The sequence below is a fragment of the Zhongshania sp. genome, from assembly GCF_047636175.1.
GTDB lineage: Bacteria > Pseudomonadota > Gammaproteobacteria > Pseudomonadales > Spongiibacteraceae > Spongiibacter.
This window is the reverse complement of record NZ_JBLIKC010000015.1, coordinates 29328-46291: the sequence shown is the minus strand read 5'-3', so window position 1 is coordinate 46291 and position 16964 is coordinate 29328. Positions and strand designations below refer to the sequence as shown.

Annotated in this window: 15 protein-coding genes; 5 read left to right on the top strand and 10 right to left on the bottom strand. The window is 50.1% G+C overall.

Features of this window, described 5'->3' with window-relative positions:
• Positions 1 to 17: 17 nt before the first annotated feature.
• A complete protein-coding gene (rplU, locus tag ACI955_RS10470) occupies positions 18 to 335 on the bottom strand; it encodes a 50S ribosomal protein L21 (RefSeq protein ID WP_415243676.1) in 318 nt (105 codons plus the stop codon).
• 260 nt (positions 336 to 595) lie between these two features.
• On the opposite strand from rplU, the gene ACI955_RS10465 reads away from it, so the two are divergent.
• Complete coding sequence (locus ACI955_RS10465) at positions 596 to 1555, top strand: polyprenyl synthetase family protein (RefSeq protein ID WP_415243725.1); 960 nt, start codon at positions 596 to 598, stop codon at positions 1553 to 1555.
• A gap of 105 nt (positions 1556 to 1660) precedes the next feature.
• Positions 1661 to 3310, top strand: a complete 1650-nt coding sequence (gene pgi, locus ACI955_RS10460; protein ID WP_415243675.1) for a glucose-6-phosphate isomerase — start codon at positions 1661 to 1663, stop codon at positions 3308 to 3310.
• Between the two features lie 72 nt (positions 3311 to 3382).
• On the opposite strand, the gene ACI955_RS10455 is transcribed toward pgi, so the two are convergent.
• Positions 3383 to 4732 carry a phosphomannomutase gene (locus ACI955_RS10455; RefSeq protein WP_415243674.1) on the bottom strand — a complete coding sequence of 450 codons (1350 nt, stop codon included), beginning with the start codon at positions 4730 to 4732 and terminating at the stop codon, positions 3383 to 3385.
• Positions 4729 to 5565 carry a UTP--glucose-1-phosphate uridylyltransferase GalU gene (gene galU, locus ACI955_RS10450; protein ID WP_415243673.1) on the bottom strand — a complete coding sequence of 279 codons (837 nt, stop codon included), beginning with the start codon at positions 5563 to 5565 and terminating at the stop codon, positions 4729 to 4731. Before galU ends, ACI955_RS10455 begins: the two co-directional genes overlap by 4 nt.
• A 228-nt stretch (positions 5566 to 5793) precedes the next feature.
• Between galU and fabA the strand changes: the two genes are divergently transcribed.
• Complete coding sequence (fabA, locus tag ACI955_RS10445; protein ID WP_368377127.1) at positions 5794 to 6315, top strand: 3-hydroxyacyl-[acyl-carrier-protein] dehydratase FabA; 522 nt, start codon at positions 5794 to 5796, stop codon at positions 6313 to 6315.
• 48 nt (positions 6316 to 6363) lie between these two features.
• A complete protein-coding gene (gene fabB / locus ACI955_RS10440) occupies positions 6364 to 7587 on the top strand; it encodes a beta-ketoacyl-ACP synthase I (protein WP_415243672.1) in 1224 nt (407 codons plus the stop codon).
• Positions 7588 to 7644: 57 nt separating this feature from the next.
• Here the strand turns inward: fabB and glp are convergent, their stop codons facing one another.
• From glp to ACI955_RS10415, 5 genes are all read right to left on the bottom strand, one after another.
• Positions 7645 to 8844: a gephyrin-like molybdotransferase Glp gene (gene glp, locus ACI955_RS10435; RefSeq protein WP_415243671.1), complete on the bottom strand. Its 1200-nt coding sequence runs from the start codon at positions 8842 to 8844 to the stop codon at positions 7645 to 7647.
• 2 nt (positions 8845 to 8846) lie between these two features.
• On the bottom strand, positions 8847 to 9374 hold the full coding sequence (gene moaB / locus ACI955_RS10430; RefSeq protein WP_415243670.1) for a molybdenum cofactor biosynthesis protein B: 528 nt from the start codon (positions 9372 to 9374) through the stop codon (positions 8847 to 8849).
• Complete coding sequence (locus ACI955_RS10425; RefSeq protein WP_415243669.1) at positions 9371 to 10147, bottom strand: sugar nucleotide-binding protein; 777 nt, start codon at positions 10145 to 10147, stop codon at positions 9371 to 9373. Before ACI955_RS10425 ends, moaB begins: the two co-directional genes overlap by 4 nt.
• A 295-nt stretch (positions 10148 to 10442) precedes the next feature.
• Positions 10443 to 10964, bottom strand: a complete 522-nt coding sequence (ssb, locus tag ACI955_RS10420) for a single-stranded DNA-binding protein (RefSeq protein WP_415243668.1) — start codon at positions 10962 to 10964, stop codon at positions 10443 to 10445.
• Positions 10965 to 11037: 73 nt separating this feature from the next.
• Complete coding sequence (locus ACI955_RS10415; protein ID WP_415243667.1) at positions 11038 to 12402, bottom strand: MFS transporter; 1365 nt, start codon at positions 12400 to 12402, stop codon at positions 11038 to 11040.
• Between the two features lie 146 nt (positions 12403 to 12548).
• On the opposite strand from ACI955_RS10415, the gene uvrA reads away from it, so the two are divergent.
• Complete coding sequence (uvrA, locus tag ACI955_RS10410; protein ID WP_415243666.1) at positions 12549 to 15407, top strand: excinuclease ABC subunit UvrA; 2859 nt, start codon at positions 12549 to 12551, stop codon at positions 15405 to 15407.
• A gap of 81 nt (positions 15408 to 15488) precedes the next feature.
• On the opposite strand, the gene rplQ is transcribed toward uvrA, so the two are convergent.
• Positions 15489 to 15872 carry a 50S ribosomal protein L17 gene (gene rplQ, locus ACI955_RS10405; RefSeq protein WP_415243665.1) on the bottom strand — a complete coding sequence of 128 codons (384 nt, stop codon included), beginning with the start codon at positions 15870 to 15872 and terminating at the stop codon, positions 15489 to 15491.
• 60 nt (positions 15873 to 15932) lie between these two features.
• Positions 15933 to 16934, bottom strand: coding sequence for a DNA-directed RNA polymerase subunit alpha (locus ACI955_RS10400; protein WP_415243664.1), 1002 nt, complete (start codon positions 16932 to 16934; stop codon positions 15933 to 15935).
• Positions 16935 to 16964: the final 30 nt, after the last annotated feature.

The following is a 16964-nucleotide window of genomic DNA, read 5'->3' as shown; positions in this document are numbered from 1 at the left end:
AGTCTCTCCTAAATTGCTTAAGCACTGATACCAGTGATTTTCACTTCGGTGAACCACTGACGGTGACCAGCTTGCTTCATGCTGTGCTTCCGACGGCGAAACTTAATAATTTTTACCTTGGCGTGACGGCCTTGCGAAATTACTTCCGCGGTCACTTTGCCACCCTCGACGAAAGGTGCGCCAATTTTCAGCTCTTCACCAGTTTTAACCATCAACACTTTGTCAAAAGTTATACTTTCGCCAGTGGCAACTTCAATTTTTTCGAGCTTGAGGGTTTCGCCCTCGATAACACGGTGCTGCTTACCACCACTTTCAATAACTGCGTACATGAGCATAATCTCCAAGAGCCTGCTTGCAATAATTTGTTTCGGCCGAGTGTTTTGAGCTGTCGCACAACACACCGGGACAAGTCCAGGCACCGTCACTACCACTTAACCATTAAGGGGCTGCACGGTTTTGCTTTCAGGGGCGCGAATTGTACGCAGTTTTAGAAAATATAACAACACCCCCAAAACGGACTGTTGCAGAAACCTTGACAGCTCGCGGCTTCGCTCATACGATGCCAACCGAATCCGCCATACGTATTGCCGTAACCATGCAACAGATCCGCAAGATTGTTGACAGCGAATTTGCCGCGGTCAACGACTTCATCATCGAACAATTGCACTCCAAAGTGCCACTCGTAGAGAACATCGGCCACTATATCGTCGATGCGGGAGGCAAACGCCTGCGCCCCTTGCTGACACTTCTTTGCGCCGGCGCAATTGGCAAGATTGATCAGCAGCACGTTCGTTTAGCGGCGGTCATCGAGTTCATCCATACCGCAACATTGCTTCACGATGACGTTGTCGATATTTCCGCCCTACGACGCGGACGGCCAACAGCGAACGCCAATTGGGGTAATGCACCCAGCGTGCTCGTCGGTGACTTCCTGTACTCACGAGCATTTGAAATCCTAGTCGAGATTGGCAGCCTACCATTAATGGGGCTCCTCTCCGGCACCACCAATACCGTCGCCGAAGGCGAGGTATTGCAGCTGAGCCGGGTGGGCAATGCCGACACCAGTGAAGCGACCTATTTTGACGTTATTCGCAGTAAAACCGCCGTGCTTTTTGGCGCCGCTTGCGGCGGCGCAGCGATTATTAGCAATGCCACCCAACACCAAGATTCGCTTTATGACTACGGCCTAAACCTCGGCATCGCATTCCAACTCATTGACGACATTCTCGACTACGAGGGCGACCCGGAAGAAACCGGTAAGAATGTGGGCGATGATCTTGCCGAAGGTAAACCAACCCTTCCGCTCATTTACGTTCTACAACATGGCAATAAATACCAGCAGCAGCTGGTGCGCAATGCCATTAGCAATAAAACCGCCGACCACCTCGATGATATCATAGCCGCCGTCAGCACCAGCGGCGCTCTAGCCTATTGCCGCAGCGCAGCGCAGGGCTATACTGAAGCCGCCTTAGCCGCACTGGCACCATTTGCAGATTCACCCTATCGCGACGCACTAGAGAAACTCACCGCAATAGCACTTTCTAGGCGCAGTTAATCCCCCAGTGGATTACAATCCACCTCTGAAGCCGCTACAATTCGTACGAAATTTAGCGGAGGGTGAGAATAGCCCTGTGTAAACAGATCTTTCAGAGGGAACGCTGTGAGTACCACTCCAGACCAGGGAGCCGAATTGGCTTACAACGCCAACATCAGGTCAACGCTACAGAATCTTGCCCAGCACAGCATCAAAACCCCCTTAGCACAGCGCTTCCAAGACGATCCGCATCGCGCCGCAAACTACAGCGCTGATCTTGGCCCCCTTTTTGTCGATTATTCCAAGCACCATCTCGACAGCGATATACTCGCAACACTCTGTAAGCTGGCTCGCGAGCGAGGAATACCCGAGCAATTTTCCGCATTGAGAGCGGGCGCTCATCTCAATAATACTGAAAACCGCGCAACAAATTATCCGAGCCTGCGCCGCTGGGCGGCCAAGGGCCAAGGTGGCGACGAGGCTATAGACTCAATGTATGCCAGCGTGGCGGATTTAGTCGCCGCCGTGCACGACGGCAAGCTCACCGGGGCAAGCGGCAAAGCCTTTACCGATGTTGTCAATATCGGCATAGGCGGCTCCGACTTTGGCCCAAGGCTAGTATGCGACGCACTCTCAAACCAAGCTGCGCCATTGTTAAAATCTCATTTCGCCGCCAATATTGACCCCAGCGTCATTACTGAAATCCTGGCCGCCACGCCCGCAGAAACCACACTATTTATTGTGGCATCCAAGTCCTTTGGCACTAAGGAAACCCGCAGCAACGCCAATCGCGCACGCGAATGGCTGCGCAGCGAGCTAAAACGCGACAATGTCGATCCGCACTTTGTGGCTGTCACCTCAAAACCGGAATCTGCAAAGGCCTTCGGTATTCGAGATGACTTGATTCTCAAGGTTCCGGAATGGGTCGGCGGCCGGTTTTCGGTGTGGTCGGCCTTTGGTCTAGCGGTCGCGTTAACCGCAGGCATGGACAATTTCAGAGCACTGTTAGCAGGCGGTTACGACGTAGATCAACACGTCGAACAAACACCTCTAGAACAAAATGTGCCCGTGATACTAGGGCTACTCGATGCCTGGTACCGAAATGCATGGGGCATAAGTTCACAGGCGGTTTTACCCTACGAACACCACCTGAAATTATTGCCAATCTACCTCCAGCAGCTATTTATGGAGAGCGCAGGCAAATCTGTTAGCAGAGATGGCGAGGTGCTTGAATACAGCACTGGTGGCGTTATCTGGGGAACCGAGGGCACCAATGGCCAGCATTCATTCCACCAGCTTTTACACCAAGGCAGCGATACCATCCCCTGCGACTTTATCGCTAGCTTGCAATCACACAATCCTATTGGCGAGCAGCACCAAACCCTCGTGGCCAACTGTTTCAGCCAAAGCCTAGTGTTAATGCAGGGCCAAAGCGCCGCCGAGATTGAACAAGCACTGGTCGGCAGCGGCATGGCAACTGCCGAAGCCAAGCAGTTAGCCCAACACAAGGCAATGCTGGGCAATAGACCCAGCACCACCATACTAATGGATCAGCTAGATGCCCGCGCACTTGGCACCCTACTTGCGCTTTACGAGTATCGCTTATTTACCGCCAGCTTTGTGTGGGGCATAAACCCCTTTGATCAATGGGGAGTTGAGCTAGGCAAGCAAATCAGCCAAACCCTAATGGGCGCATTATCCGGCGATGACACCAATTCACTAGACAGCTCTACAGCGCAACTGGTTGCTCGATATAAAAAAGCCCAAGCCACTTAGATACAACTAACAACACAAAAATGTCTCGAAAAAAAAGCGCCCGAAGGCGCTTTTTTTATCGTTAATAAAAAATTACAGCATCGCCAATAGCTCAGCCGTTTTGGCTTTCATCAGCGCAAAGTCGCCATCACTTTCGACGTTCAAGCGCACTACCGGCTCAGTATTCGACATCCGCACATTAAAGCGCCAGCCCTCAAAGCTCATACTCAAACCATCGGTAAAATCGACGGCCACCGCGGTGGGCTTGTACTTTTCTTCAATCAATGCGATTACTGCCTTGGCATCCTCAACCTCACGGTTAATTTCACCACTGCAGGGAAATAGCGCAACACGCTCCTCAACTAGTGACGACAAACTCGCCGACTTAACCGACATCAGCTGTGTTACCAGCAACCAGGGAATCATGCCGCTATCGCAAAAAGCAAAGTCGCGAAAATAGTGATGGGCGCTCATCTCGCCACCATACACTGCATTTTCAATGCGCATACGCTCTTTAATAAAAGCATGACCAGTTTTACACTGCACGGCATTGCCGCCGGCCTCTTCAACAATCGCGATGGTATTCCAGGTTAAACGCGGGTCGTGAACGATATTCGCTCCGGGATTTTTCAGCAAAAATGCTTCGGCTAATAAACCGACAACATAATAACCTTCAATAAAATCACCAGTTTCATCAAAGAAGAAACAGCGATCAAAATCACCATCCCAAGCCACACCCAGATCAGCGCCATGCGCCTTAATCGCATCGATACTCGGCTGGCGATTTTCCACGAGTAAGGGGTTGGGAACGCCATTAGGAAAATCACCATCTGCTTCATGGTGCACACGAATAAATTCAAAGGGCAAATGTTGCTCTAATAAATCGACAACCCGACCAGCGCCGCCATTACCCGCATTAACAACAATTTTTAGCGGTTTCAGCGAGGCCACATCGACATAGCCCAGCAAATGCTCGACATAGGCCGCAGAGGTATCCAATGCCTGCAAGCTACCGCGCACGTTAGGCTTTGCAAAATCATTTCTCTCAGCCAGTTTTTTAATATCAAACAGACCGGTATCACCACTGATCGGCTTCGACTCTTCGCGCACAAATTTCATGCCGTTATAGTCTTTTGGATTATGGCTAGCTGTTACCGCAATACCGCCATCCATGCCGGAGTGAGAAGTCGCGAAATAAATCTCTTCGGTACCACACAAACCGATGTCATAGACGTCCACACCAGCATCGAGCAAGCCACTTGTCAGCGCCGCTTTAATTGACTCACTACTGAGACGAATATCATGACCTACCACCACTTTTTTAGGCTGAATAACCTCAGCGAAAGCGCGACCTATACGATAGGCAATATCTTCATTTAGTTGATCTGGAATTCGACCGCGAACGTCATAGGCCTTAAAGCATGTTATTTCACTACTGCTCACGCTGAACCCTCGGAGTAAATGTTTTCGTAAACATAGTTCGTGGCCTCGATAAAGCCAGGTACACTGCCGCAGTCAAACCGCTTTCCACGGAATTTATAGGCTATTACGCAACCATTTTTTGCCTGCGTCATCAGGGCGTCCGTCAACTGCACTTCACCATTTTTACCGGGTGGAGTGTCACGCAAAATATCAAAAATATCCGGTGTCAAAATATAGCGCCCAATGACTGCCATATTAGTCGGAGCATCTTCTGGCTTGGGTTTTTCAACCATAGAACTCACCCGATATAAGCCATCGCCCATCTCCTCGCCAGCAATCACACCGTATTTTTCTATTTCTTCCAAGGGTACCTCTTGGATGGCGACAATACTGCAGCGGAACTGATTATACAGCTTAACCATTTGCGCCATCACGCCTTCATCGTCGTGGTTAAGACACAAATCATCGGACAAAATAACGCCAAATGCTTCGCTACCAATCAGGCACTCACCGGTTAAAATCGCATGACCCAAGCCCTTCATTTGACGCTGACGGGTCATCATAAATGTGCCCTTATCAAGCACATTGCGAATACAATCCAAATACCTCTCTTTACTGGTGCCGGCAATCTGATTTTCCAGCTCGTAACTGATATCGAAATGATCGGCAATAGCACGTTTGCCGCGGCCGGTTACCAGAGCGATTTCTTTTAAGCCGGCATCGATCGCCTCTTCAACACCATATTGCACCAACGGCTTGTTCACGATGGGTAGCATCTCTTTAGGCATTGATTTGGTTGCTGGTAAAAAGCGGGTACCATAACCCGCCACGGGGAAAAGACATTTTCTAATCATAATATTTCCTTTAATACATTCCGGACGCTGCCGGATCTTTGAGACCACAAATAAACCAGCCACCACTTTCAATATAGACACTTTACTATGCAAGAATCATTCTTTTACTTACAAGTAATGACAAAGGTATGACAGCAATGTTCACGCCAATATTGACATTTTAATGTGCCATCTAAATCCTTCGTGCTAAGATAAGCGCAACATTTTTTAAGGTGATAATTCGCCCTCATGTCTTTAATTCATCAAAACAGTTTTACCAAACAAGAACTCATCGATTGTGGGAACGGCAAGCTTTTTGGCCCCGGCAATCCGAAACTCCCAGTTGACAAGATGCTAATGGTGGATCGTATCACACATATTAGCACCGAAGGCGGCACTTACGACAAGGGTGTGCTAGTTGCTGAATTAGACATAAATCCTGATTTATGGTTTTTCGACTGCCACTTTATCGGCGATCCGGTCATGCCCGGCTGCCTCGGTCTTGATGCCATGTGGCAGTTAGTCGGCTTCTACTTAGGCTGGCGCGGCAATAGCGGCAAAGGCCGCGCGCTGGGCGCTGGAGAAGTAAAATTCACCGGCCAAATACTGCCTGACGCTAAACTCGTTACCTACACCCTCAATTACAAACGCCTGATTGAGCGCAAACTGGTATTGGGTATTGCCGATGGCGAAGTCGCTGTCGATGGCAAAGTCATTTACACAGCAAAAGATCTACGCGTGGGTTTGTTCAAAGACGACGCTAGCTTCTAACTATTTAATCTAATAAATTTATCACAATCTAATAAGACGAGGTATTCGATGAGACGTGTTGTCGTAACCGGCATGGGTATTGTTTCCAGCATCGGCAATAATATAGCCGAAGTATTAAGCTCACTTCAGGAAGGCAAATCGGGTATAGCCTTCAACGAAACCTATAAAGAAATGGGCTTTCGCAGCCAGGTTTCCGGCTCTATCAAAAACCTCAATCTAAAAGAGCTCATCGACCGCAAGCAATTTCGGTTTATGGGTGATGCCGCTGCCTATTCCTTCCTTGCTATGCAAGAAGCAATAGCTGACTCAGGTTTAGAAGAAGATCAGGTGAGCAATGTGCGCACTGGCATTATCGCCGGCTCAGGTGGCGCGTCTTCAGCCAACCTGATTGACTCAGCGGACATCCTGCGTACCCGCGGCGTAAAGCGTATTGGGCCCTATCGTGTCACCCAGACTATGGGCAGCACCGTATCGGCCTGTCTTGCCACACCATTCAAAATCAAAGGCGTGAACTACTCAATATCGTCCGCCTGCGCAACGAGCGCGCACTGCATCGGTAACGCCGCAGAGCTGATCCAACTCGGCAAGCAAGACATCGTCTTTGCCGGTGGCGGCGAAGAAGAACATTGGTCTCTAAGCTGCTTATTTGATGCCATGGGTGCCCTGTCTACAAAGTATAACGACACCCCAGAATGCGCCTCACGCCCCTATGATGCCAACCGTGATGGTTTTGTTATTGCCGGCGGTGCGGGCATGGTGGTCCTTGAAGAACTAGAGCACGCCAAAGCGCGCGGCGCAACAATATACGGCGAGCTGGTTGGCTACGGCGCCACCTCAGACGGCTATGACATGGTTGCTCCCAGCGGTGAAGGTGCTGCGCGCTGCATGCACCAAGCATTACTGGGCGTGGACACTGAAATTGACTATATCAACTCTCACGGCACGTCTACTCCCGCCGGCGATATGCAAGAACTCAAAGCCGTTAAGCAAGCCTATGAAGGCAAAAAGATCCCCGCCATCGGCTCAACCAAATCCCTAGCCGGCCACTCGCTTGGCGCGACAGGTGTTCAAGAAGCGATATTTTCATTACTGATGATGAAACATAACTTTATCGCCGCATCGGCCAATATCGACACGCTAGACGATGAAGCTATAGGCGTACCCATTGTGACGACCAAACAAGAAAACGTCACACTCAATACTATTATGTCTAATAGCTTTGGTTTTGGCGGCACCAACGCCAGCCTAGTATTTAAGCGCTACACTGCTTAAATACGCTGAGCTTGCCGTGAACCTGTTCATGGCAAGCTCAGACAAATTCTTTATTTTCTAGCTTAAATCCCGCAAAAATATTATCTCGACGCGATCACCGCGCTGCAAAGTCTTACCTATCGGGATGACGGCCAAAGCATCACACCAAGACACCGACGTTAAAGCGCCGGAGCTCTGCTGCGGATGAATATCAACCAGCAAGCCCGTAGCGCTAGGCGTGACTCTCGCTCGCAAATATTCCTGCCGACTGCCCGCTTTAGGCCAGTCAAAATTGGCACACGCCGGCCATTGTGGCGCCACCGGATCAACGACTCCCTGCATTGCCAGCAAGTACGGCCGAACCAACAAACAGAATGTAACAAAACTTGATACCGGATTTCCAGGCAAGCCAAAGAAAGGCACACTTCCCAAGCGCCCATAAGCCAGCGGCTTACCGGGCTTTATAGCTAGCTTCCAAAGCTGTAACTCGCCCAATGCCTCGACCTGCGCCTTCACATGATCCTCTTCACCCACCGACACGCCGCCACTACTGATAACCACATCAGCACTATCACGCGCCTGTAATAATACCGCTTTTGTCACATTCGGTTCATCAGCGACAATTCCGAAGTCAAGCACCTCACAACCCAAAGCGCGAATCATTGCGGCGAGCATTGGACGATTAGAATTATATATCTGACCCAACTCCAGCGAGTCACCGGGCTCGCGCAATTCATCGCCGGTCGACATCAGTGCGACCTTAATGGCCGCAGAAACTGCGACATGGGAAAGGCCTAAAGAGGCCAGCAGGCCTAAATCGGCAGCTTGAAGACGATGCCCCGCCTTCAACAACAACTGCCCGGATGATATATCTTGTCCGCAAGGGCGAATATGTTGCCGCTTCCTTGCTGAGATATTTACCGTTACCACACCGTCGCCTTGCTCACAGTCCTCCTGAGCCACAACCGTATCAGCGCCCGCTGGAATAAATGCGCCGGTGAAAATCCGCGCGGCGGTGCCCGGGAGCAAGGTCTCGCCAACCGCCCCAGCGGGAATACGCTGACTCACCGGCATGGCGACACCTTGTACCAGATCTTGAAAACGAAGCACGTAGCCGTCCATTGCACTATTATCAGCCGGCGGAACATTACTTTCGGCTAGCACATCCGCCGCTAACACTGCGCCCAAGCACTGTGCTAAATCTCGCGACTCGTTGCCCCGTTTTTGGGCGTCCGCCAAAAGATAGTGCAGAGTCTCGTCAACGGAACGTAGGGCCATGCTTAAGCTCCCATATCTCGGCGGGTTTTTAGAACACCTATGAAGTTACATGGGCGGTGCCGGCTATCTAACTGCTCACAAATAACGCCATGCCAAGCGGTCTTACACGCGCCAGTGGAGCCCGGCACACAAAATATAACGGTATTATTGGCCAGGCCAGCTAAGGCGCGGGACTGAATTGTAGAAGATCCAATTTCCTGTAAAGACCTAGCGCGGAACACTTCGCCAAAGCCGTCAATTTGCTTATCAAATAGCACCGACACCGCCTCTGGCGTCGAATCCCGACCGGAGAAGCCAGTGCCACCCGTCACCAATACTACTTGAATATCATCACGGTAGATCCACGCAGACATTACCGCTCGAATTTGATAAATATCGTCTTTTACTATCTGTTTATCAGCAAGTGAATGACCTGCACCCGTCAGCGCCTCAAGCAAAAACTTACCCGAGCTATCACTGTCTTCATCGCGGGTATCAGAAACTGTTAACACCGCAATATTCAGCGGCACAAACGCACTTTCACTACTCATTTACTCACCCCTTCACATACTGCTCGCACCATACGCGGCAGGTAAGCCCGCCAAGGCAACTGCTTTATCCCAAAATCTTGCAAGACCTTACCGCAAGACAGCACCGGCACACTCGGCGTCCAGGTGACACCTGCATCGTCCACTGCAATATCGGCCACTGGCGCCACAAACTGAGAAGCAAATGCGCAAACAACCTCGGCAAACTCGTAGGCGCTGGCCACACCACTGCTATTGTAATGATAGACCCCACGACAGGGCGCACCGCAACTCAACTGATCAACCATGCCCGACACAACCCGGGCCAAATCAGCCACAGGTGTAGGGCAACTCATTAAAGAATCGTTTAGCGCTAGCACCTTACCTTCTCGCATGGTGACCAGACAGTCACCGAGAAAATTACCTTCCTCTTCGGCAATTAAAGGACCGGTGCGCAGTATTACTCCCTGCTCAGCAACGCTCATTACCAAATCCTCAAACTCTGCAAATTGTTTTCCCGCCGAGCTTGCTGGCACAATGTCGTCGGCCTCCAGGTAATCATGGGGCTGCTCGGCAATACCATCGAATACCCTGCCATCACTGAGAAAGAGATAGGGAACTTCCAACGCCCGGCACGATTCTAGCAAACTTTCACGCGCCGCCAGCCTTCGGGTATGACACTCATCAGACACACCATCAATAAGTTGGCAATATGCAAGAACATCGGCATCAATCACTATCGCGTCGCGCAGCAACGCCGTATCAACCGTATACAAATCATCAGCATCAATTGTCACGAGAGCCCTCTCCCGCATAGCTAGTTGATTGCGGATGGCTTCGCTCAATGGACCCGGAGGGGAAATTAAAACTACATTCACAGAAATATTCACACGTTATAAAAGGGATCGCACCAAGTACGCCAAATACTGCACACACCTCCACAGCATTCAATAGGTTGAGAGCCAACAACATTACCCAAAGCCCTCAAAGTCCGCAAGACATTCAAGCTAGTAAGCTATAAACCCTAATAAAAAACGCCCCGACTAGCGGGGCCTTCAGGGCAATACTTTACATTATGATCAATGGTGTTTTTTAAAATGGAATATCATCATCAAAATCATCAAAGCCACCGGCTGGTGGTGAGCTTGGTGCTGGCGCCTGATTTTGCTGTGGTGCAGGTGCTGCCCGACGTGGCGCCTGAGGAGGCGCTGCCTGAGCTGGAGCCTGAGGGGCATAGCCACTACCCTCATTATAATTATCACCACCGCCAGAGCCACCGCGGCCGTCGAGCATCTGCATTTCTGCAGCAACAATCTCTGTGGTATAACGATCTTGCCCACCCTGATCCTGCCATTTCCGAGTGCGCAATGCGCCCTCGATGTAAACTTTTGAGCCTTTCTTTAAAAACTCGCCGGCAACCTCGGCTATGCGATTAAAAAATACCACTTTGTGCCACTCAGTCCGCTCCTGAGGCTGACCGCTCTGTTTATCTTTCCACGTTTCACTGGTCGCAATAGTAATATTAGTTACCGCGCCACCAGATGGCATATAACGGGTTTCGGGATCCTGGCCTAAGTTCCCAACCAGAATAACTTTATTCACTCCACGCGCCATGCGCCACCTCCTATTATTTCTATAACTGCGGACATTGACCGCAAAATGTTAACTATACCGGATTCCAGAACTATTAGCTGCCGAGCCGTATGCCGTCCGGCAGTGAAGCAGGGTTAAAGTCCTGACTCACTCGCAAATAGGCTAACTGCTCACTTTCTAACACGGTTATATCAAGGGCGCCCGGTATTAGTAATACTTCTTGACGCAATATCGCCGCGTCCCATGACCCAAATTTCCAAGCCAAAACCAAATTATCTGTCTTGGCAGGAACCGTCATATTCCAAGCCACTAACAACCAGACACCGGCTAAAGTAGCGGCTCCAAAAAATAAGGCAGAACCACCCCAAAGACCCAACAACCCCCCGCCTAAGGCGCCACCAAAAAAAGCGCCTAAAAACTGAAAGGTAGAATATACCCCCATTGCAGTACCCTTACCGCCGGGGCAAACAGTTTTACTTACTAAAGACGGTAGCGATGCTTCAAGTAAGTTGAAGGCGACAAAGAATACCGTAATCATGACAACCAAATACCAGTAGTCATAAGCAAACCATGTGGCAGCAGACAGCACCACAATGATCGCGGTAATCGCCGACAGGAAGACCTGCTTCATACGATTATATTTTTCCGCAAGAATAATAAGCGGAACCATAGCTAAAAAGGCCACTAACATAACCGGTAAATACATCTTCCAATGGTCATCCCGAACCAGACCTTGCCCCTCAAGCAGCCCCGGGACTGCGACAAATATCGCCATCAACATCGCATGTAAAGAAAAAATACCCAGATTCAGGCGCATTAAATTACGATCTTGCAAACAGCGGCCCAATAGCCCCCGCAGTGATTGGCTGTCGGCATTCAAACCACCAACGTCCGGGGTTGGCACCAACCACAGGGTGATAAATACTCCGATCACAGCCAATAACGAAGTGAGCAAAAATAAACCCGACACTCCAATTGCTGCCGCAGCTAGCGGCCCTATGACCATCGCTAGCGCAAAAGACACCCCAATGCTAACCCCAATCGCCGCCATCGCCTTAGTTCGGTGTTGCTCACGGGTTAAGTCGGCAAGTAATGCGGTCAAGGTACTAGCAATTGCCCCAGTGCCCTGCAGCAATCGACCAAGGATAACGGTAATAATATTGTCGGCACTCGCGGCCAAAATACCACCGGCGGCGAAAAGTAGTAGGCCGGCAATAATGACTGGCTTGCGACCAATCCGGTCCGACAGCATTCCCAAGGGAACTTGCAGTGCCGCTTGCCCCAGGCCATAAATTCCCAGTGCCAAACCGACTAGCACCGGCGTACTATGGCCATATTCACCTGCGTACAAGCTCAAGACCGGCAACAGCATAAATAAGCCGAGCATTCGAAACGCATACAATGTCGCCAGAGAAGCAACAGAACGACGCTCAGCTGCGCTCATCGTGTGATGATTCAAGGGAGGGATCCTAAACAAGAATAAATATCTCCCAATTCTACCAGCTTAACCGCACTTGAAAAACCGCTATAAAATATCACCAGCTTATTTTGCGCACCACTCCACCCCCGCAGTATAATGGTTGGTTTACCACGCTGGGGAATACTATGGATCGGATTATCGTTCGCGGTGCCCGCACCCACAATTTAAAAAATATTGATATCGATATTCCCCGCGACAAACTGGTGGTTATTACCGGCTTGTCCGGGTCAGGGAAATCATCCCTCGCCTTCGACACCCTTTACGCAGAAGGTCAGCGGCGCTATGTAGAATCGCTATCTACCTACGCACGGCAATTTTTGTCGATGATGGAAAAGCCCGACGTCGATCATATTGAAGGTTTATCTCCCGCGATATCCATTGAACAGAAATCGACGTCGCACAACCCGCGCTCTACTGTCGGTACAATCACCGAAATTTACGACTACCTACGGTTATTGTTTGCTCGCGCGGGAGAGCCACGCTGCCCAGATCATAACGCCGCACTGTCGGCGCAAACCGTTAGCCAAATGGTCGATACGGTGCTGGCCCTGCCGGAAGGCAGCAAGATGATGCTACTCGCCCCCGTTGTGCAAAATCGCAAGGGTGAGCATCTACATACCTTTGAAAAACTGCGAAGCCAAGGCTTTGTTCGAGCGCGCATTAATGGCATCGTCACAGACTTGGACGACCTACCAAGCTTAGACAAAAATAAGAAGCACTCCGTTGAAGTGGTGGTAGACCGATTTAAAGTACGAGAAGATATCGGCCAACGTCTAGCTGAGTCGTTTGAAACCGCACTGGAGCTGACCGATGGCGTGGCACGCGTTGCCTATATGGACGACGCCAGCGCCCCGGAATTGGTTTTCTCCTCTAAATTCGCCTGCCCGCAATGTGGCTATAGTTTGGCAGAATTAGAGCCACGACTATTTTCGTTTAACAGCCCTCTCGGCGCATGCAGCAGCTGCGACGGTCTGGGCGTGAAGCAGTTTTTTGACTCTAGCAGAATCATCCAACACCCAGAGGCCAGTCTCTCGACCGGCGCGATTCGCGGCTGGGATCGTCGCAGCGTTTATTATTTCCACATGCTAACCTCGCTCGCAGATCACTATGGCTTTGACGTCGACGCCCCCTTTGAGTCTCTAAGCGAAGAACACCGCAGCCGAATTCTTTTTGGCAGCGATGCGGAAGAAATTAGTTTCACCTATATCAACGACCGGGGCGATAACTTTCAACGCAAACACCCGTTTGAGGGCGTTATCCCCAATATGGATAGACGCTACAAAGATACCGAATCGCAAACTGTGCGCGAGGAACTAAGTAAATTCCTAAATACCCAGTCTTGTCCAGACTGCTCCGGCACGCGCTTAAGAAAAGAAGCACGTAACGTCTTTATTCTCAACAATACCCTTCCTGAAATAGCTGCTATGCCAGTCGGCGCAGCCCGCGAGTATTTCACCACTCTTACCCTAGAGGGTCGACAAGCTCAAATTGCCGAAAAAATACTAAAAGAAATTAACGACCGTCTGCGCTTCTTGGTCGACGTGGGCTTGAACTATCTTACCCTTGACCGCAGTGCCGACACCCTCTCTGGCGGCGAGGCCCAAAGAATCAGGCTCGCCAGTCAAATCGGTGCAGGGCTTGTGGGCGTAATGTATATCCTCGACGAACCATCTATCGGCCTGCATCAACGTGATAACGAAAGGTTACTGAAAACCCTGCGACATCTTCGGGATATCGGCAATACCGTTATTGTCGTTGAGCATGACGAAGACGCAATCCGAACCGCCGACCACATTATCGATATCGGTCCCGGCGCGGGTGTGCATGGCGGTCGAATAATAGCGCAGGGTAATATTGACGACATCTTAAATAGTCCAGAGTCGCTAACAGGCCAATACCTATCAGGTAAAAAGGCCATTGCCATTCCAGAAAAACGCAATCCATTCAATCCAGAAAAAACACTGCATATAAAAGGCGCCACCGGAAACAACCTCCAAAATGTTGACCTTACTCTGCCGCTTGGACTAATGACCTGCATCACCGGCGTCTCGGGGTCCGGGAAGTCGACACTGATCAATCACACCCTGTACCCGGTTGCCGCCACAGAGCTCAACGGTGCAACAACATTAACAGCAGCCGCACACGAGTCCATAACAGGGCTTAACAATGTCGACAAATGTATCGACATCGACCAGAGCCCCATTGGTCGCACGCCAAGATCAAATCCCGCTACCTATACTGGCATTTTCACACCGATCCGAGAATTATTTGCCGGAACCCAAGAAGCTCGTTCACGCGGATACAAAGTCGGCCGCTTTAGCTTTAACGTAAAAGGCGGGCGCTGCGAAGCCTGCCAGGGTGATGGTGTTACCAAAGTAGAAATGCACTTCCTGCCTGATATTTATGTCGCTTGCGAGGTCTGCAGTAGCCAACGCTACAATCGCGAAACACTTGAAATATTATACAAAGCTAAGAACATTCATGAAGTCTTAGATATGACCGTGGAGGACGCCAACGGCTTTTTCGAGAACGTGCCCTCGATCAGTAAAAAGCTCCAGACCCTTATGGACGTTGGCTTAAGTTATATACGCTTAGGACAGGCCGCAACGACCTTATCCGGCGGTGAAGCGCAGCGTGTTAAACTAGCCCGCGAACTTTCCAAACGTGATACCGGTAAAACGCTCTACATTCTTGACGAGCCCACTACTGGTTTACACTTTGCAGACATACAATTACTCCTTACTGTGCTGCATCGCTTGCGAGACCACGGCAATACGGTCGTCGTTATAGAGCACAATCTGGATGTAATTAAAACTGCCGACTGGATCGTCGACTTGGGCCCTGAAGGTGGCAGCGGTGGAGGCTTGATTATTGCCGAAGGCACACCGGAAGATGTCGCATCAATGCCACAGTCGCACACCGGCCATTTTCTTGCGGATGTTCTTAATCTTGCAGCCGCACGCAAGGCCGCAGCGGGGAGTTAATCGCCCCGCAGCACCCCTTTACGATAAAAACGCAGACAAAAAAAAGCCGGCTTTTCAGCCGGCTTTTTTAAAATCATCTACTTACTCGTCGTCAGCTTCTTCTACCACTGGACGATCGACCAACTCTACGTAAGCCATTGGTGCCTTGTCGCCAGTACGCAGACCGCATTTCATAATGCGGATATAGCCACCGGGACGACCTTCATAACGAGGGCCGAGATTAGTAAATAATTTACCTACCGCAGCATCGCAACGCAAACGCGCAAACGCAAGACGACGATTAGCTACACTGTCTACCTTAGAAAGTGTAATCAAAGGCTCTGCATAACCACGCAGTTCCTTTGCTTTTGGCAGAGTTGTTTTAATCATTTCGTGCTCAACCAACGACGCCGTCATGTTGCGGAACATCGCTTTACGATGAGAGCTATTACGGTTTAATTGACGGCCACTATGACGATGACGCATGGCTTTTTCCTTTAATAAACGTTGCTATCTCAGCAAAAATATTCGAAAGATCTGGCGAAATTACGCAAGAACTCGGTCGTCGTTTCTAAGACTTGCTGGCGGCCAGTTATCTAGGCGCAAACCCAAAGACAACCCGCGTGACGCCAATACATCTTTAATTTCTGTCAGTGATTTCTTGCCAAGGTTTGGCGTCTTCAGAAGTTCAACTTCTGTACGCTGCACCAAGTCACCGATATAGTAGATATTTTCTGCTTTCAAGCAGTTAGCTGAACGCACAGTCAATTCAAGATCATCAACCGGACGCAGCAGAATAGGATCTACTTCGTTCTCTTCGCGTGAAGGCTCGTTCTCACCTTCGCTTTCCAGATCAACAAACACTGCGAGCTGCTGTTGCAGAATTGTTGCTGCACGACGAATTGCTTCTTCAGGATCGATAGTGCCATTGGTTTCAAGATCCAAAACCAATTTATCGAAATCAGTACGCTGCTCAACGCGCGCGCTCTCCACTACGTAGCTAACACGGCTGATCGGGCTGTAGCTAGCATCTAGCTGCAAGCGACCAATTGAACGAGACTCTTCTTCAGCGTTATCTCGAGCATCAGCTGGCACATAACCGCGACCTCGAGCGATAGTAAGGCGCATATTAATCTCGCCATCATCGTTCAGATTCGCAATAACGTGGTCAGTATTAACGATTTCAATCTCATGATCAGTTTGAATATCGCCGGCAGTGACCACGCCAGGGCCTTTTTTGTTAAGAACTAAGGTAGCTTGATCTTTACCGTGCATGATCACAGCGACTTCTTTAAGGTTAAGCAGGATTTCAATAACGTCTTCCTGAACACCTTCAATAGCACTGTATTCGTGCAACACGCCGTCGATCTCTACTTCAGTTACCGCACATCCCGGCATCGAAGAAAGCAAAATACGGCGCAAAGCATTACCCAAGGTGTGACCAAATCCACGCTCTAGTGGCTCAAGGGTCACCTTCGCACGCGTTTGTCCAAATTCTTCAACTTGGATAACGCGTGGAGTTAGAAATTCATTGACAGCACTTTGCATAGGTCACCTGTAGTGATTTGTCCGGAGTTT